This is a genomic window from Rivularia sp. PCC 7116, assembly GCF_000316665.1.
In the GTDB taxonomy this organism is placed as follows: Bacteria; Cyanobacteriota; Cyanobacteriia; order Cyanobacteriales; family Nostocaceae; genus Rivularia.
On record NC_019678.1, the window covers coordinates 6264855 to 6284825 of the forward strand.

General features: G+C 35.3%; 9 protein-coding genes. 4 read left to right on the forward strand and 5 right to left on the reverse strand.

From position 1 onward, the window contains the following. Window positions 1-146: 146 nt before the first annotated feature. The 3 genes from RIV7116_RS24240 to RIV7116_RS34160 are packed head-to-tail and all read right to left on the reverse strand — an operon-like array spanning window position 147 to window position 8235. Entirely contained in the window at window positions 147-2999 is a 2853-nt protein-coding gene (locus RIV7116_RS24240) for a DUF2225 domain-containing protein (protein ID WP_015120968.1), read from the reverse strand. Further along, window positions 2951-4723 carry a ShlB/FhaC/HecB family hemolysin secretion/activation protein gene (locus tag RIV7116_RS24245; RefSeq protein WP_157229322.1) on the reverse strand — a complete coding sequence of 591 codons (1773 nt, stop codon included), beginning with the start codon at window positions 4721-4723 and terminating at the stop codon, window positions 2951-2953. Before RIV7116_RS24245 ends, RIV7116_RS24240 begins: the two co-directional genes overlap by 49 nt. Window positions 4724-4734: 11 nt before the next feature. Continuing rightward, window positions 4735-8235 carry a filamentous hemagglutinin N-terminal domain-containing protein gene (locus tag RIV7116_RS34160; RefSeq protein WP_015120970.1) on the reverse strand — a complete coding sequence of 1167 codons (3501 nt, stop codon included), beginning with the start codon at window positions 8233-8235 and terminating at the stop codon, window positions 4735-4737. A gap of 722 nt (window positions 8236-8957) precedes the next feature. On the opposite strand from RIV7116_RS34160, the gene RIV7116_RS24255 reads away from it, so the two are divergent. The 4 genes from RIV7116_RS24255 to RIV7116_RS24270 all read left to right on the forward strand — a co-directional run bounded on the left by RIV7116_RS24255 (window position 8958) and on the right by RIV7116_RS24270 (window position 14984). Next, window positions 8958-10481 carry a hypothetical protein gene (locus RIV7116_RS24255; protein ID WP_044291160.1) on the forward strand — a complete coding sequence of 508 codons (1524 nt, stop codon included), beginning with the start codon at window positions 8958-8960 and terminating at the stop codon, window positions 10479-10481. A gap of 2 nt (window positions 10482-10483) precedes the next feature. Further along, window positions 10484-11602, forward strand: a complete 1119-nt coding sequence (locus tag RIV7116_RS24260; protein WP_015120972.1) for a DUF1822 family protein — start codon at window positions 10484-10486, stop codon at window positions 11600-11602. A 33-nt stretch (window positions 11603-11635) separates the two neighbouring features. Next, window positions 11636-13996, forward strand: a complete 2361-nt coding sequence (locus RIV7116_RS24265) for a CHASE2 domain-containing protein (RefSeq protein ID WP_015120973.1) — start codon at window positions 11636-11638, stop codon at window positions 13994-13996. Between the two features lie 154 nt (window positions 13997-14150). Then, window positions 14151-14984, forward strand: a complete 834-nt coding sequence (locus RIV7116_RS24270) for a DUF928 domain-containing protein (RefSeq protein WP_015120974.1) — start codon at window positions 14151-14153, stop codon at window positions 14982-14984. Between the two features lie 59 nt (window positions 14985-15043). Here RIV7116_RS24270 and RIV7116_RS24275 read toward each other — a convergent pair whose 3' ends face one another. After that, window positions 15044-18085 carry a CHAT domain-containing protein gene (locus RIV7116_RS24275; RefSeq protein ID WP_015120975.1) on the reverse strand — a complete coding sequence of 1014 codons (3042 nt, stop codon included), beginning with the start codon at window positions 18083-18085 and terminating at the stop codon, window positions 15044-15046. Then, the gene (locus RIV7116_RS24280) at window positions 18037-19971 is read right to left on the reverse strand and encodes a ShlB/FhaC/HecB family hemolysin secretion/activation protein (RefSeq protein WP_015120976.1); all 1935 of its coding nucleotides are present in this window, start codon (window positions 19969-19971) and stop codon (window positions 18037-18039) included. Before RIV7116_RS24280 ends, RIV7116_RS24275 begins: the two co-directional genes overlap by 49 nt.

Sequence of the window (19971 nt, forward strand, 5' to 3'; positions counted from 1 at the left end):
AGATTAATGTTGATTGAATAGGAAGCTGAAATCAATCTGTTAAGTAGATAACTTTGACTGAATAAATGCAAATTATTACAACAGCTAAGAAATCTCTTGACAAATGTAATGTTCAAATAGCTTGAAAAATCTTTTAGCATTGAATTTCAAATCCAGCTACCTATTAAAACAAAACCAGCCCAGTAGTACGGACTTTTGTAATTTTTACTGTTTAAACAAGCTATTTGTGCATAACGTAAAGCTTCAGCTTTCGTTTTTCCATTCTTCAATGCTTCGTAAAAATGTTTCATGAAAAAAGGTGCAGAACTATCGCTAACATTCCAAAGACTAGCTACTGTACTTCTTGCTCCTGCTTGTACAGCTATTCCAGCAATACCTAACCCAGCCCGTTTATCTCCTTTTGCTGTTTTACAAGCACTAAGAACAAGTAATTCGATTGTATCGCTACGATTTTGACTTCTACTTTTGAATAAATTTTCAAAATCTTCAAGCTTAAGATTCTCATTATCATCATAGGTGAGAATAAAAGTTTCTTCCGGGTCTGAGCTAAACTTACCATGAGTTGCTAGATGAATAATTGGATAAGAATAGCTCTTTACTTGATTCTCAAAATTCTTTATTGTAAATTTTTCATCCAGAAGTATTGTATCATCACGAACGGTCTTACTTTCAACCATTTTTAATTCATATGGAACATTTTTTAGCTTCTTAAAACCTGGTTTTTCTTCACTAACACCAGCTAGTAAAGCTCGCGAGCTATTCAAAGGCAAAGATTCTGACTTTTTAGTCTGGGAACTTAATGCTATAGCTATATTGTAATCTTCCATTAGATAACGATTGCTTTCGTCATGCAAAAGAGCCATTGGAATATTTTGTAATTGACTATCTAGCACAAATAATAGTGTTCCGTTTTTTTGTGGTAAATAATTTTTTATAGGAGCAATCAACAATTTATGAAGTTCTTGAATATTCTGCAAGATATCATTAATATTATTTCGTCTAATACCTTCATATCTCAAAGTTTCTTGTATGTTGGTAAGTTTCGGTGATATGTTTTTTTCCCAGCTAATATCTATTGGTAGAGATATTTCTTTCTTCTCTAGCGAATTAACAATAACTAAAAATTTATCTTGCTTCTCTAAAACTATCATATAAATGATAGCAATTGGGTTTGGATTTTTTTTGACTAAATCTTCAACTCTTATAGAGTTATTTAAGTCACAATTAAGAAAATTCTCTAACTCACTTAATTGAAATCTTTCATTGACATCAACAATATTATTCAGGTTTTGATTTTCCTTTGGTTGCTCCAAATATAAATCTATTAGTTTTTCATAGAGGGGTTCTACTGTACTACGAAAATATAATAAAGTTTCGGAACTATTAGATGCCAAGTCTTTTCTGATGATATCAATTGTTTTAACAGCTGCTTCATAAGCTTTTATTGCTTGTTTTTTAGTTTCTTTAGCTTCATATATTTTTCCCAATTGTTCCTGTAGCTGATAAGCAATATCCCATGCTTGAATAGATTGAGCTATACGCAAAGCATTTTCTGTATAAATTTTAGCTTCATTAAGCATATCTGTATTTTCATAGAAATAGCCAATGCTCCCTTTTGCATAAGATTCTGCCCTTTTATTTTTTAACTTTTCAGCTTTTTCGTTAGCTTTCATTAAAGTATTCTTAATATATTCATTATCTGAATCTTTATCAAACTTTTCTCCTTGAAGTCTTATTAAGTTGCGATAAAAGTTAATCGTTGTGTAGATTTCTTCTATTGGAGCTAATCTTGAAAGCGAAGATTTTTCACTTTCTAATTCATTCACTAATTGTGGAATATCATCTTTTATTTGTTCTTTTATTTTAATATATTCTTTGCGAACTTCTGGGTTCACTTTAGGTACTTTTTGCAACCATTCTTTGAATTCTAATAATAAACTAAAACGATTCAGTTTTGCTTGAGCAAGAATTTTGCTATGTAGAGATTCAATTTGAGAATCTTTAATTATTTGGTCATAGTGATTTAAAGAATTACGTGCGTTATACAAAGCCGTGTCTCTATAATTATTATTGTCAGACCTTTCATATAAATCTTGATTACTTCTATACAAAGCTCGCTCAGTATTAGCTAAACTTAGTTTAATTTCATATAAATTATTACTAGAAGCAATATCTAAAATTCCTTTCAATAGTTTTTCAGAATCTTCTAATTCATTAACCAAACGGAGATTATCTCCCAGACTTCGTAAACCAGAAATTAATCTTGTATTACCTGGCTTCTTAACCAATGAAAGCGCTTCTTTTAACTGAATATCTGAAATTTCACATTTGTCATTATCAAAACCAAATACTCCCAACAAAGTTGTACAAGAGTGTTTGTAGAGTCCCAAAGCTTCCATTGCTTGAGCTTGATTAATTAAGCTACCGGTAACTCCTATTTCATCACCTAATTGCTGATAAATTTGTGTGCCTTTATCCCATGTTTTTAAAGCTTTTTGAGATTCTCCAAAAGCTAATTGCAAACTAGCATGTGTATTCAGAATTTGAGCATTAATTTGAAGCTTCTCTTTTGAATTATCAAGTTGATTTTTATCGGGGAATAAATCCAAGCTTTTATTAATAGCTTGTTTTGCTTGATTCCAATTAGTTTGTTTTTGATATCCCAAGGAAATGTAACTCCAAACCATTGCTTGGTGGAGTGTATCTTTTTTATTTTGATTATTTTGATAAATCTTGAGCGCTTGCTGCCAAGTTTCTATAGCTTTGTTATATTGTTTATTTTTATAATATTCTCTACCTCTATCAACTAACCCTGATGTAGATAAATTTTGTTGATTCTGCTTGACTATGGGAACTTGCGCTGATATTCGAGAAGTGATTAAACACCCGCCAAATATTAAAGCAGAAATTAACAGCAAACTTATCCATCGTCGAAGCGAATTCTTCAACTTTAAAAAGGATTGTACTGCACGGAAAAATATAGTCCTTGTTCTTGCCATGTTCTTCTCTCTTCAGGAATAGAAATTAAAGGAATACCCCAATCAATACGAGCGGTTAAATTATTCGACCCTCGCCATTGCAAACCCAAACCAACGGATGCTAATGTTTCTGATGCAAGCGCATCGCGATTTGGAGATGCTCTAATTGAATTATTCCAAACTGTTCCAATATCAATAAATGGAATCAGTTGTAATACATTTTTTCGGTTAGAAGTACGATAAATTGGTAGCTCAACCTCAGCAGAAATAAAAGCTCCATTATCCGCAAGTAAAGCATCTTGGCGATATCCTCTTATACTTTCTTGACCTCCTAAAGCAAACTGTTCCAAACCCAAGAGCGTTCTGTCTGCTAATTGCACATTCCCACTTACTGATAATAAAATGTCTGATGTAGGAAAACGACGTACCCACTGCGCTTGTCCTCTCCAAGCAAAGAAACGGCTATCTGGAGCATTGGAATTAATTGTGGAATTGAGAACCCCACCAAGTCCTAAACTAAACTGGGAGCGCAAAGCAATCACTTCTACATTATTACGCTGAGTCCATTCTTGAAAAAATCGCAGTGCAGAAACGCGGGTACGTCCTTCATCGTCAGCACCAGCAGATAAGGGAAAAGGAATCGATAGCAAAGAAGTTTCACTTTCCAAACGCGAAGCTGTTAAACCTATTGCAAATTCATTTGCGGATTGTTGTGTAGCGGTTTGAATTATTGGCTGACGTAGGGTGATTTCATAATAACGAGAGTCAGCTTCAATATCTAATTTTTTAAAAGGAGGTTCAATGACATTACTAGATGTTGTTCCATAACTGAAGCGAAAATAAGCATTTTTAGGATTCAATGGAAAAGTGTAACTCAAATCTACACTGTTACTACCATCTGTATTCGCGTAACCCAAAACTAAATCGTCTCCGATACCCCCTAGTAAATTAGCTTCTCGAACTTGCAATCTGCGACGAAAACTACCAACACTAGGGCTACGTCCATTATCAGTGCTTGTTTGAATGCTGAATGTATCGGCTTCCTTAATTCGCACTTGCAAAAAGCTTTTAGCAGGAGTAGAACCCGTTGACAATTCAGCAGAAATATCTTTTACTAGAGGGCTGAGTCTGAGTAATCGTAAAGCTTCCTGCAAGCGGTTTAGATTTAAAGGTTTGGATGTAGCGCTAGCCAAGCGACTGCGTATGTATTCACGTCCCAGCCTTCTATTTCCTTGGACTTCAATTTTACCTTCTAATTCACCTTCAATTACTTGAATTTTGACTACCTCTGCTTCAATATCTTGTTCGGGTATAAAAGCACCAGAAGTTTCATATCCGTTCTTGAAATAAAGCTTAGTAACCGCAGAACGAGCTTTGAGTAAATCTGTATAGGTGACATTTATTCCGGTAAAATCCTTAGTCACTTTTTCTAATTCTTCAGGACTAAAAACTGTACTTCCTTCTACCTTAAAGCGTTTAACAACAATAGTATCTTCCCTATTGTCGGGTAAAATTTCCGGAGGTTGAGGGCTTTTTGGTATGGAAGGATTTAAGGGTTCTTGCGGTTTTATAGGTTTCAGATTTGGCTCAAAAATAGGTGTTGGTTTCGGTCGAGGAGTGAAAATATTTTGATTGGGAGGTGATACCTTATCTAAAGTTTGAGCTTGGGTTAATCCTCCATTAATCCAACCAAGCAACATAAATTGAAGCAACCGAACCAATATCTGGCGAAAGGTATTATTCATGATATGGTCTATTACTCATTGCAAGCTGATGGTGTCTGCCAAGAACTATAAGGAGTAACGGTAGGTGATTTGACTACAAGTTTTACCTTCCCATCTGGAGTTTTTATCCAACCTTGAGCTTCCTGTATTTTCTCTATTTCCTCTTTAGCTGCAATATCAGCAGAGTTACGGGGAGATTTAGAATCTGTAGAATCTACGCTATCTGTATTTTGTGCTGTAGGCGATCGCAAATCTTCCCAAAGGGTATAAATATTTTGTATGTCGTTAGGATTAGCTGGTATGCTAGCAGTGCCAATACTTGTAAACCGGCTAATAGAGTTTAATCCACTCGGTTGACACCCCTGCGCCAAATTCAAATTAACTGGTGTATCCGGTAAATTGACAGTTCCACGACTGGGGTCTACATCTGGTGCATTAATTTCCTCTACCCCATCTACACCAAAATCCGAACTAGCGCTGATATCGCTTCTTGGAGTTAACTGGTCGCTTACCTGAAAACCAAAAATCCCTTGGGTATCAATTTTTATATTTCCACCATTACCGCGAACTGCTCTAGCAATAATATCATTATCTTCATTGGGAACAGCAACAACAAAACCAGAATCAATGTTGACATTTCCGCCATTTCCCGTACCTCCAGCATTAGTAGTAATGTCACCATTACGGCGCATTAACAATAAGTCTTGCAACTGTAATGTAATATTTCCACCTTCAGCAGTAACTGTTTCAGCGTTTAACTGAGCGCCATCTTCAATAGAAAGAAAAGGAGTTTCTATGGTAATATTTCCAGCACTACCAGTTCTATTATCTTTGGCTTTGACTACCACACCACTTGACGATTCTTCACTTATTCGGGCAGCTAAAAGAATGTCAATAACGTCTTCAGTCTGGGTTGGAAAATTTTTTGTTAATGTTTGTTTCAAATCCTCGCTTCTTTGTTCAAAGCTACTATCAACCCCAGAAAGAATAACTTTTTCTGTAGCATTGATATTGATTTCCCCAGCGTTACCGCTATTATGCTTTTTTGTACCACCGGTACTTGATATTACTTGTCCGCCGTTATAAGCTTCAAAAATATCTGTAGTAATTTTTATATTACCAGCATTACCAGTATTTTGATTGCTGAAGGAAGAAGGTTGAGTACGTGAATCAATACGTCCACCATCTTTAACAACTAAGCGTTTCGTATTAATAATTAAATCTTTACTATCTCCTGCTCCAAAAGTTGCATTACGAACCCTACTACCCTTTCCATCACTAGAAATACCGCTAACTTCCATAGATTCATCAGCAATTATTGCTAAAATTCCTGAGTTGCCAATACCATCAGTAGTTGCTGTGATAGAAGCTCCATCTTTAACAGTAAAGCGTTTAGTTTCAATAGTTAAATCACCTGCATCTTTATTATTGATAGTAAAACTTGCAATAGAAGTTGGTTTCAATAAACCATCAGCTCCAGCTAGGTTATTAGAAGTACCACTCACTTCCACTGATTCTTCAGCAAAGATATTTATATTTCCAGATTTACCAGAACCAAACCGATCATTATTTTCCTCGAAATTGTCAGATCCAAGTTGTCCTCCATTCCTAACAATTAGAGTTCTTGTATTCACCTTAAGATTTCCAGCACCACCATCTTCTGTTGTACTATCATCTCCATCTCCAGCAGAAGCAGTAAATAAACCACTTTCACTATTGTTTTCCTTAATGCTATTTATATTAAATGCATTAGAGACTTCTAAAGTTATATTTCCTCCATTACCCTTACCAAAAGTTTTTGACTTAACTGTCCCACCATCATTTAAATTAACCGATTCAGCTTCAATATATATATCTCCTCCTTTTCCTGCTCCATAGGTATGGCTAATAATAGTATTATTAATAAGAGAAAATAGACCTTTTGTAATTAGGTTAATATTACCCGCATTACCATTATTAGAACTCGCATAAGCAGATGTATCTATATTACCTTTTGGTTCTATATTGCCTTTGGAATCAATAAAGATTGAGCTACTGTTACCTTTAGGTTCTATATCAGCTTTTGAATCAATGGAAATTGAACCACTATTACCATCAACATCTCTTGCTGTATTAATTTCTCCTACTTGAATCTTCCCACCTGGCAATGTTTGATTAGGAAAATATTGATTTGTTAATAGAACTAATCCATCTGGTTGATTTATATTAATTCTGCCATTAACTGTAATATCAGCCGTCAATGGAGGTGATGTTATGGTCGGTTGTGTATTAGAGAAAGAAGAATTTGAATCTTGTTGGTTAGGGTCGGGAATTGGTAAACCACCTAGTTGACTCCAATCAATTCCAGCACGAATATCTAAAGTCGGTTGCTTACTACCATCAACTGTTATAGACGTTCTTTGTTTATCGGATAAATTAATATTAGCTAAATCGGCAAAAGAATTAACTCCATTAAATAAATTATTATTACTGGGACTAATAGTATTTTGTTCGGTATCGGTATCGTTAATTGTGACATTATTTAAAGTTACACTACCTCCAGCTAAAATATGTAGTGATGCTCCCGTATAGTCTCCTAAGTTCACATTTCCGCTAGCCAGCAATACGGGGTCATAAGGACTAAACAAATTCCCTAGACTCCCATCTAGCTTTTCGATGCGAAAATTACCTCCTGTCTGATAATGACTATCTCCCAAAACATCATTAGCCGAACGTAATGTCATATCCTTACCAGAAAACAAACCACTGTTGGGATGATTTAACGCAAAGATATCAACTTCTTGATTACCTTGAATTACTAAATTTCTTCCAGACTGAGCAATAAAAGGATTTGTCGCACTATCCCTTATTTTTACTGTATCCTGAGCTTGTAAAGTCAAATCTCTACCAGCTTGTAATTTACCTTGTAAGTCAATATTATCAGCCACAAAAGTTAAGTCTTGTCCTACTGACAAATTACCCGTATTAGTAATTGTTGTATTTCGCTTCTCTACCTCAACGTCAAAGCCAATTGGTTTAACAAGATTAACAGTTAATAGAGGTTTTTCTTGAGAAATTGTACTACTAAATTTACTTCCATCAGAAAGGATTAAACTATTCGTGCTGGCAGAAAAAGAACCATTTATATCTAATCTGGCATTTTGTCCGAAAATAATCCCGTTAGGGTTAATAAAATATAAATTCGCATTTCCCAAAACACCCAATGTACCTAATATTTGGGAATAATTTTCTCCCGTTACTCTGCCAATAATATTTTCAATTCCTACAGGATTAGAGAAATAAGCTCCTCTTCCTTCTTTAATATTAAAATCTTGAAAACTATGAAAAAGACTTGTGCCACGAATGGCTCCACCATCAATCTGCTCAAGTAGCTGATTTAACGGTTTTACTCGCGAACTTTCAGTACCAAGGCTCGCATCGGGAGTAATTTGGGCGACTACCTTATTCGTAAATAAAGTGCTTGTTCCTACTATCGAGAAAAAGCTTAATATCCCTATTGTGCTTCTAATCCAACAGCATAAGCGTATAGTCATTAAAGATATGCACCCTCCGAAAAAATAGGAAGCAGTAACAATACTTCTTCCTTTCTATGTAATTTTATCAACAGAGCAAGAATATAGTTTATGTATAAATACTTATATTTTACTGAGCAACTTTAGTCGCATGTTTAATGTTCTGCTTTCTCCAAAAACTACTATGTCGCAAACGTAAATCTTACGCAGTTTATCAGGAGAGTCTTGATTCGTAAGTTTTTCACAGTGTGATTCTTCTTTATATCTATATAGTTTTAAACTATTTAAATCTTCTCATATTCTGGCTCTCAACGCTTCAGCAGTACATAATGTTATCTAACTAAGTGCATAAATCTTCAACGAAAAAAACCTATTAAATAAATGAAGGGGTTCAAACCACTTTGTATAAAGAAATCTGAAGAAAGGTAATGTTATGACAATAAATCAGTTGAATTTTGTACTATTTTTACTTTCCCATGTACCAGTCTAAAAAAGTTTACACCGATTTACTGAAGCTAATCTATTACTGTAAGCTCAATATCAAGTTAACAAGCATCATGAATAATCATGTTCCTATATTAAGTAATAGTAGCTGGATTGTTATTAGTACAAACTCATGGCTACAAACGATTGTCCGCATATAATCGCAAATTGATGAACGTGATATGACCGCTATTGATATCAATTAAAAAGTTTTTTGGACGGTAGATACGAGCTATGGCGAGCGACGATGTAATTTAAAGATGCTTAAACTAGCAGAAGCAGGAGGTTTTATGACAAAGAGAATTTTGCCTAATTTCTACGAAGAGATTGTCAGAATTGATGCATCTGGTAAAGGGAAAGGTTACAAAGTCGAAAAAATTGACCGTGCAAAACAGCATTTTGATAAAATATTTACCAATTTAGACCGTTATTCCTCTATATCAACGCAGCAAGATAAGGAAATTCAAAACCAGCTAGTAGATTTGTTACCCATCGAAGAATCTTCCAAAGATTTGCCTATTGATGCTTTAAACAATTCTGTAGAAGGAACTTGTTTAAGGTGTTATATATCACATTTTATTTTACAAGCTTGTCAGGAAAGATTCATGCGCTTTAGTCTGGGAGGACAGCGTTTTCAACTGCATGAATTACTACCTATAGTTCTCAATGATGACGGTAAGCAATTGTCTGGTTTGGGAGCGAAAGAACGTTTTATCCCATATTCCTTGCAAATCTTGCAAGAGTATATCAAATACAAGCCCAAAAGTGGTTTAGACAAATGGGCTTTAATGAAAACAAAGCAAAGTGATGCTATCGAAGAGTTTTTATTGCAATGCGGTGTATGCACGGATAGTGATTGGGGAATACTTAATACAACTAGTTATCCAAAATTAGAAAAAGTTTTTCGTGAGTTCCATATTTTTGGAGCAAATGCGATTCAGCATCTAAGCGAATCAGAAATTGAGCGAGCCAGAGCTATTTTGCAAAGCTTTCATGAGATTTATCGCGGCGATCGCCAAAAAAATCATCAATATGGAAGGTGTCAGCCACCTACCGATACTCAACTGCAACGAATGACTGAGTATTTATGGACAACATACCAAATTCAGGTTACTCCTCTAAGATTAATGAATGAAATCAAAGCGATTGCTAGTCGTTTGCGAGATTATCGTCTTTGTGAATATCAACTTCCACACACCTCAATACTCGATACCAATACCGGAAAAAATGCTTATGAAGAGATTCCAGATACAAATTCCTTAAATAATCTTAAGTCAGAAGATGAAGAAGATTTACACAAGTTATTATCAGAAGAACTTGTATCATGTTTGGATAAAGCAATAGATAAAGGATTCTACGACATAATTAATTCTTTAAGTTCTAGATGCGCTAATCTTGCAGATTACATTAAACCAGCCTTCTATTTTCTTTATTGTCAAGGAATGACTCAAAAAGAAACAGAATCACGGATAAAAGAATTAACACAAACTCAAATAACGAGACGAATTAAGCCTTTAATTCCAAAATATCTCCAGCAAGTTAAGTTAAGAATTCAAGAGCAGTTATTACAATCAATACTTGATAAAGTTAAACGCTGGCGCATCGTTGATAATCCCGAACAATTAGATTATTTCAACAACTTATCAGGTCAAATTGAGGTTTTTGTAGATAATGAAATATTTTCATCTACTCAGACAAAAACCAATGATGCTAAAGCAAGCTATATAAATAGTTTGTACTTCACAAGATTATGTGCATACCTATCTAATTATAAGGAGATATAATTATGACGAATACTTTTATTGAAAATGATATACTCTTGGCTCTACCATTAGAAGCTATTGAAATTGAACCAGAAGATTTTCAGGAAGCATCTGTAAATAGTAATAAAATTACTGATGAAGCTTTACGGTGGCAAACTTATCAGAACGCACTAGCATTAATTGGTTTTGAAAGATGGCTGAAGCAACGAAAACCCGAACTTCAAGTTGATAAAAGCCAATGTTCAATATTTCAGCCACAATCTACCACTACAATTAATGCAACATACAATCTTAAAGTTAATGATTTAATTGTTTGTTTGATTAACAGAAATGATTTGACTGAGGAGTTTATTCCAGTCACAAAAAATACTGTTTATTCAGCAGAATTAGCGGCTCATTTCTACGTGCTAACTGAGGTTTTAGAAGAACAAGAACAAGTTATAATCAATGGTTTTGTGCGTTACGACCAACTAAATAATTATTTGAAATCGGGGAATTTACAAACTTCCCAGAATGAGTACTATCAATTACCACTATCTTTATTTGAATCGCAACTAAATCAGTTGTTGTTATATTTGGGCTTTTTAACTCCCAACGCTATTCCATTACCAGTAGCAGCTTCTTCTGATATACCATATTTAGAAGAAGCTTTAGGTAAAGCTGGTCAATCTATAGTCAATTTGAGTCACTGGTTGCATGGTGCTTTTGATACGGGCTGGCAAGCGGCAGAGACAGTTTTAGCGCCTTCTTTTCGGACTACATTGGCTTTTAGATTTAGAGATGCTCGCAGCCAAAAAACTGATGCAACAAAAAGTTCCTTGTCTGGAGTTAAACGAGGTAAGTTACTTAATTTAGGAATAGAACAAGCAGGGAAGTCTTTAGTATTGATAGTTGGGTTTGAAGCTGTAGAACAAAATAAATTCCAGGTTTTGGTGGACATTTATCCTACAACAGAGCAAACTTATTTGCCCCAAAATTTGCAACTGATGGTTCTTGATGAAACAGGAAAAGCAGTGATGCAAGTTCAAACTAGAAATACCAATAAAAATATTTACTTGGATTTTAAAGGTAATCCTGGGGAACGGTTTAGTATTAAAGTTATTTTAGGCGATACCAGTATTACAGAAGCCTTTGTTATTTAATACAAAACTTACAATGCAAGATAGGCATCTATTATGGAAAAGTTGGTCATCTTGAAATTTGATGGCGATTGGCAACAGCATGGGTTTAGAGTCGATTTAACTATTGTCAAAGAGGTTGAAGAATCGGGAAATCATTTCCGTTTAAACCCTTTGCGAGAAATGAGTCGCTCTTTACCTCCAAATGCTGAATTAGCTTCTCTTTTATATCAGCATTGGGAAGAAAAATACCGTAATTTGGGTGCGCCTTATCGACTGGAAGCTGGTACTATTCAGTATGACGGTTCGGTTAATCATCTGGTTGATGAATGTAAGCAATCGGCGCACGAGGTTTGCTTACATATAAACAACTGGCTCAAATCCGAGCAGTTTTCCGATATTAAAGAACAGTTGCTGAGAAATTTATCACCAGATGAGACAATTCGATTTCTGATTCGTACTAGAGATGGGCTTTTACAGAAACTTCCCTGGCAGGAATGGGATTTAATTAAAGGATTCCCCAAAGCAGAAGTCGGTTTAGCTCCTTATGATTGGGGAGAAGCACCTACAGTAAAAAACCACAATCATAAAATTAGGATTTTAGCGATTTTGGGTCATAGTGAAGGTATTGATGTCGAAGCAGACCGAAAATTGCTAGAAAATTTACCCAATGCTGAAGTAACTTTTTTAGTAGAACCAAGCCGTCGTAATATCAATGACGAACTCTGGGATCAACCTTGGGATATCATCTTTTTTGCAGGACATAGTAGAACAGAAGGAGAAACAGGTCGGATTTATATCAATCCAGACTATAGCTTGACGATTAGCGAATTATGGTATGCGTTAAGAAAAGCGGTTGATAGAGGTTTACAGTTAGCAATTTTTAATTCTTGTGATGGTTTGGGACTAGCGCGAGAATTAGATGATGATTTGTATATTCCTCAAATGATTGTCATGCGGGAATTAATCCCAGACCAAATAGCGCAAGAGTTTTTAAAGTATTTTCTCACGGCTTTTTCAGATGGTCAGCCCTTCCATTTAGCGGTGCAAATTGCAAGACAGCGATTGCATGGACTTGAAGATAAATTTCCTTGTGCAACTTGGCTACCAGTGATTTATCAAAATCCTACAGCGATTCCGCCAGTTTGGAAACCACCATCAACTAATAATTTATTCCGTCGTCTTGGAAGTGTTTTACTGACGAGTGTGGTGGTAACTGGTTTGATAATGGGAGTGCGATCGCAAGGAAAACTAAAACACTTGGAATTCCCGGTATACGACCAAATGATGCGTCTGCGGGGGGATGAAGGAAAAGACCACCGATTGATGCTGGTAACAATTGATGATGCAGATATTAAGTATCAGCAAGAACAAGGATGGAATTTACGATGGTCGCTTTCTGACGAAGGATTGTCTGCACTTTTAAAGAAACTGGATAAATACGAACCCAGCGTCATCGGTTTATATGTACCCCGTGATATTGGTATAGAAGCGAACCAAAAAGATTTAAAAACTCGCTTTGAAACTGACCATCGTTTATATACAGCCTGCTTCGCATCGGAACCTGAATTTCAAAAATCTGGTATCTTCCCTCCTCCTGGAGTTCCGCAAAAACGTCAAGGTTTTACTAATATTGTACGTGATTCAGATGGGGTTGTACGTCGTCATCTTCTGTCTATGGGAACTACTCTCGGTTCCCCATGTACTGCTCCTCGTGCTTTTAGTACAATGCTTGCATTTCGCTATCTTCATGACAAAAATTACAAAGTTGACTTCAAGCAAGGTAACTGGATTTTCGGCGATGTTGTACTTGAAGGATTGCAAGGTGGAGATGTAGGTTATACAAAAGAAGAAACAGAAGCATCCCAAATTTTACTCAACTATCGTACAAATAATGGCTCGCCTCTAGAGATAGCCGAAACAATTACCCTCAGAAAGATTCTTCAAACAAAAGAAGAACAAATATCACCGAGTTTAAAAAATCGAATCATTATTATTGGTGTTACTACCGCAAGCGATAAAAATGCTGGCGATCACTATCCTAACCCTTACAATACGGGTAGTGAAAATTACCAAGAAATCTCAGGGATAATGCTTCACGCTCAAATGACCAGTCAACTTTTAAGTGCGGTTTTGGATAACCGACCATTATTAAAAGTAATACCGCAATATTGGGAATTTATTTGGATTTTGGGATGGTCTTTGGTGGCAGGTATATTAATATTACGCTTTCACTCAAAGTTACACTTGGCTTTAATAATGTTAGCTGGAGGTATCACAATTTGTATTTTTTATGGAATATCCTACGGCTTTTTGCTTGTAGGTTATTCAGTCTCATTAATGCCGCCAGTATTGGCAATTATTACTACTGGTAGTATTGTACTAATATATTCCAAAGTTATTCTTTCTAAACAATAAATACAAGTTTTTATAAGCAAATATCCTACTGTAAAATTTCAACAAAAACTCGAAATTACTTCTCTGACTGACTTTAAATCACTTCGCTAAAAAACATTATTTTCTTGATGCTTTTATGTGGTATTTTTAATAACGCATTAAGCAATTAAGTAATATGATTGGAATCAATTTGCTTGTAAGGTTAGCAAAACTTTCCTTCCCGATTTTTGGTGTACTGTTTGTTTTGAAATTACTACCGATACGAATTGCTAACTCGCTAACCCTAATACAGAATTCTGTAGATAAACCATTAGATAATAATCTAGTTTCCCGAAAAAAGAAGACTTCAGCACCCGCTGCTCCCAATCCTACCGAGCCACCAGTAAGCACGAATGGCGAACAACCACCACGTGGTCCTTGCGACAACAATATGAAAAAATCGCTGACGGCTTTGCTACCGGAAGAAGCTGTTAAAAACAAAGTATTGATATCTCAAGAAAATACTAAATTCTGGTTTTACAATCCTTACGAACCAAAATCAATAAAAGAAGTTGAATTGAAATGGGAAGAACTAGGTACTCAGGGAGGTAAAACGGAAAAACTTAAGTTGCCAAGACCTAAAATGCCGGGAATAATCAGCATTTCGGTTCCTCCTCAAACTGCTCCGTTGAAAGATGGGAAACAGTATAATTTAACCTTAACTCTTAGAATTGCTTGCAGCGATGGAAATGCACAAGTAAAACCCGATCGCCTTTCTTTTAGGGTCAAGATGCATAAATTAACTCCTTCTCAAAAAAATGAGTTTAATCAAGCAACTACAGCAACGCAAAAAGTAAATTTCTATATCCAAAATAAGCTTTGGTTAGATGCTTTGACAGCAACTGCTCAACTCAAAAGAACTAATTCTCAAGACCAGAATTGGAGTGCAATCATATGTGACAAATTTAATTTAGACCAAAGTATCACATCTAAGCCCATTATTGATTGTTGTAATCCTTCTAATCCTTAATTATCATTTGTTACTCTAAAAAACTTAAGTAGGTAGATGATAAAATTTTTACTACCTACTCAACGCCAATTTCCGACCAAAACAAAAGATGCCCACGAAGATGGAGACTCACGATAATTTTTTAACGAATTAACTTGAGCAATACGTAGAGCTTCTGATATTGTTGTATCTTTTTGCTCGTTGAATAATTCTTCGTAAAACGTCTTTATCAGTTCATAGGTAGGTCTATCGGGAACATCTGACAATGAAGCAATAGTACTACGCGCACCTACCTGTACAGATACACCAGCTATTCCTAAAGTTGCTCTAGTATCACCATTAGCTGTTTGACATGCACTGAAAACAAGTAGGTCAATTGGATTAGTTTGTTTTTCTTGTTGACTTCTGAGTAAAAATTTGAGCTGGTTTAAATTGATAACTTTTTGATAAGCAAGTATGAATGTATCATCAAAACTAGAACTAAATAAACCATGTGTTGCGAAATGAACAATTTTAAAAGGTTGTGAATCCACAAATTTTTTCAAATTTTTAGGAGTAAATTTTTTATTTAAAAGTACTTCACTACCGGATATATTATCAATATTATCTAATTCTTTCTTAACATGAGGTAGTGCTTTCCATTGTTTATATTTTTCACTTATCCCAACTGCTAAAATACTAGGTTTTTTTCTATTTAAAGGTTTTGTTTGCAATAATTCAGTTCCTAAATTAAGAACTATACGGTATCCTTTCTCTATTAAATACTGCTTAGAATCATAAAGTGCTGCCATAGGAGTATTTCTCAGTGCAGCACTATGACTACCCAAAACAAATACTAGGGTCTTAATATTATTATTCTCTAGTTCTTTTTCAAGACTATTCTGCTGACCATTTTGTCTGAATAGCCAATTGTATAATTTTGTAGAGTAGCTTTCAAATTCAGAATAATAATTGTTGCTATTTTTATTTGAAATAATGTCTTTCAAGGATTCTACAGTATCTTCTACATCTTCTTTGGAGACAGTAATATTGGTATAGCGTTTTATTGATTTTTGATTGGGTAGTTTGAGCAATACTTCTAATCTGTTATCTAAGAGAATCGGATATATAACGGCAGCTTCTGGATCTTCTTCTTCAGTTATTTTATCAATTGCTATGCTTGTAGGATTTTGCAAACTACACCGTAAAAAACTTTCTAGTTCAAGAACTTGCAAATTTTGAACTGTTTGAATAGCATCTTTGATACTATTTTGGTCAAGTATTGAAGAATAGTCATTTCGGCTTTTTGCCCGATTTATGCTGTCTCCAGGATATGGCAGAAGTAACTGAATTAATGATAGATAAATTGGTTCTATTTTGTCTCTAAATAAAAAAGTGAAATCAGGACTATAAAGACCAACTAAATCTTGACGAAGAGTTTTGATTGTATTAACTGATTCCTGATAAGATGCTAGTGCTGCCTTATTATCACCTAATTTTACTAAGATACTTCCTAATTGTGCCTGTAACTTATAAGTAATATCAAATGCTTGGATATTATCTGCTAACTGAAGAGCTTTCTTTGTGTGGTTATAAGCTTCAGTATAAGCCTCTGTTTTTTCTTCTAATTGAGCAAAATTATACAATGCATAAGCCTCAGTCCGTTTATCTCCTAGTCGATGAGCTTTCTGTACAGCTTTATTCAAGTATTCGTTGATTAACTTTAAATTACTTAACTCTCCTAATTGTATTTTAAACTTTTTAGGAACTTCTATTAAAAGTTGGGATAAATTTATTGCAGCATACACTGATATACGGCTATTCTGCAAACCATCAATTTCATCTTTTATTAGTGAAGTATTCTTTAACAAATGATTAAAAGTTTTCTGTAAACTAGCTAGGCTTTTTTTATCTTCTATATAGTCTTCGTATATTTCATTAGTTTGAAGTCTTTTATTTAAATCTATAAGTAAATCTAATTGCTTTAGCTGTGCCTGAATTTTTGTGACTGGTATGCTATTGTTATTACTTTCTGATTTTTGATAATTATTAACAGCGTTATTTAGAAACTTTAGTTGTTTGTCATAATCATTTTTTCCACTGGTTGTCACTCTTTCATAAGCATCTTTTGCTCGGTAATAAGCTGCTCGCTCGGTATTGCCCAAACTAAAATAAGTCTCGGCAATATCTTGTTTTAATTGCGTGCTAGCAGGTTGCTTAGAATTCAATTCTTCATATATGTTTAAACTTTGCTGTAAAAATTTCCTAGATATCTCTATATAGTTCAATTCTAGGAAAGAATTCATTTGTAGCTGGTATTTCAATCTTTGCAATTTATCGGTTTCTTTCAAATCTTCTTCTACCAATAATAGTGATAGCAATTTTTCTTTATCTTCTTCATCCTCAACCAAACCAGCTTCACGTATAGCATTACCAATTACTCGGTATGCAGTAGCTTGAATTGATATTGACTGTTGCGGTAAAACACTAACAAGTCCAGCTAAAATTTTGTAAGCTTCTCGATAACGTCCAATTTCTTGTAATGCTAGACTTTGATTAATCTTACTTCTTACTTCTCCCCCTTGAATCTCAGCTTGTTCAAATTTATTAGCTGCATCTTGCCATGCAATCAAAGCTTGTTTGGGTTTTCCCACAGATAATTGCAGCTTACCTTGAATCTCTAAAGCACTGGCGAGTAATTTTAATTTATCTTTGGAATTATCATTTATAGATTTCAGTAAATTAATGCTTTCAGTGATTTCATTTTCGGCATTATTCCATTCTCCTATTTGCTGATAAGCCAAAGAAAGATTACTGGAAATCATCGAAATATTTAGTTTATCTCCTCTGATTTTGAAGATTTCTTTCGCTTCTTTCAATTTTTGTATAGCTTCACTGAAATCACCTTTATCGTAGAAACTTTTTCCCTGCTCTACTAATGTATTGGGAGTAATTTTATTCTGTACGATTAATTGAGAATAATCGCTTTGAGCAACCACCGGAAAGATATTGGTGACGCTAATAAAACTGAAAACTATAGCAAACAGTAAAAAGTGATTTTTTCTAAATCTAAATTTTTTCACATTTATAAAATTTAGAAAGGATTGTATTCTACCGAAAAATAAACGCCGTTTTCTTGCCATGTCTTGTTCTCCGAATCTAGGTTTACTAAAGGGATTCCCCAATCTACGCGAGCGCTGAAATTACTTGAATTGATAAATTGCAGTCCTAAACCAACCGATAACAAAGTGTCTGTTTCTGGTTCTCTTGAATCACCACTGTTCCAACCCGTACCAAAATCAACAAATGGATTTAGCTGTATGACTGATTTCCATTCGGGGATACGTACTACAGGAAAACGAAGTTCGGCAGAAGCCAAAACGCCGTTATCGGTTAATAAAGCATCTTGACGATAACCCCGGATACTACCGAAACCACCTAAGCCAAACTGTTCTGGAGAAAGTAATGCTCTATCTGCTAGCTGAACATCGGTACGAAAAAATAGTGCTGGGACAGTAGGTAAACTGCTAGTATTCATCCCGAACAGCTTTATCCACTGAAATTGTCCTCTCCAAGAAAAAAAGCGACTGTCGGGAGATGTTTCATTGATAGTGGAATTTAAAGCATCAACTCCCAAACTAAATTGAGAACGAGCAGCTAAGACTTGTCCCTGATTCTGCTGTACCCATTCTTGAGCAAAACGGATTGCAGAAACTTTACTACGTCCTTCTCTATCTGCTCCTGTAGAAATAGGTTCCGCTATTCCGTTTCTAAAAGTCTGACTTTCGTTTCTAGAAGCAGTAAGACTCAGAGCAAATTCTTTACTTGGTGTTTTAATAATTGGTTGACGAAAGGTTAACTGGTAGTACTGGGATTCTGATTCGATATCAAGCTCATCAAAGGGTTCTTCAATAATGTTGCTAGATGTTTTCCCATAATTGAAGCTCAAATTACCATCCCGCGCATTCACTGGTAAATTGTAACCGACATCAAAGCCGTTACTACCATCCGTATTGTTGTAACCAACACTTAGACTATCCCCCAATCCCAATAAATTCGCTTGTGTTAATCCTACACCTCGACGGAAGCTACCAACACTAGGGGAACGACCATTATTTAAAGCAACTCGGCTACTCCATGATTGTGCTTCTTTGACATTTACTTCCAATACATTAGTTCCAGGTTCCAATCCCGCTCGTAGTTCGGCTGATACACTGTCAATTAATGGATTAATTTGTAACAACTTTAGTGCATCCAGCAACTTTTTTCGATTTAAGGGAGTAGATGCTCCTAATTTCAAACGCGATCGCACATAATTTTCTTGCAGTCGCTTGGTTCCGCTTACCTTAATATCTTCGATGCGTCCTTCAATTACTTTAATAGTTACTACTGCATCTTTTGTCGGAAGTTCTTGTGCATCGGGGATAAATGCCCCAGTCGTGATGTAACCTTTTTCTACATACTGTTGAGTTATGGCAGAGCGAATTTGCAGCAGTTCCGGAAAAGATAGAGGTTTATTGATACAGGGTTGGAGAAAATTTTGTAAGTACTCATCGCTGAAAACAGTACTGCCAATAACGCGAAACTCTTTTACTCTTACCGTATTTTCAGATACTCGCGAAGTTTGGAGTTGAGTATTATTACGACAGCTTGCAGGAAGAGGAGAAGTTTCCTCATTTTCAGGAGTCTTTAAAATATTTCCTGGAGGAGGAGGTTTAGGAGTAGCCGGAGGTGGTGAAGGTTCGGGAAACGGTTGACGTAAATCTCCTGGGGCTGGTTGCTGTCGGTTATTTGTAGGAGTTTGAGTAATTTGTTGACTAAGTTGAAATGATTTTACCGGCTCTTCAGTTTTCTGTGCCAGGGTAGGAGATGGTATTAAAGTTAGCCCTCCGATACTCAAGCTGCTAATTAAAGCTAAGTTTGATACACTTCGGGGAAACCTCACCCCGCCTTCGGCACCCGTCTCCTTGATAAGGAGAGGGGAAGAGGGAGAGGTTAATTTATTTAACCGTGGTATTAAAAAATTCAT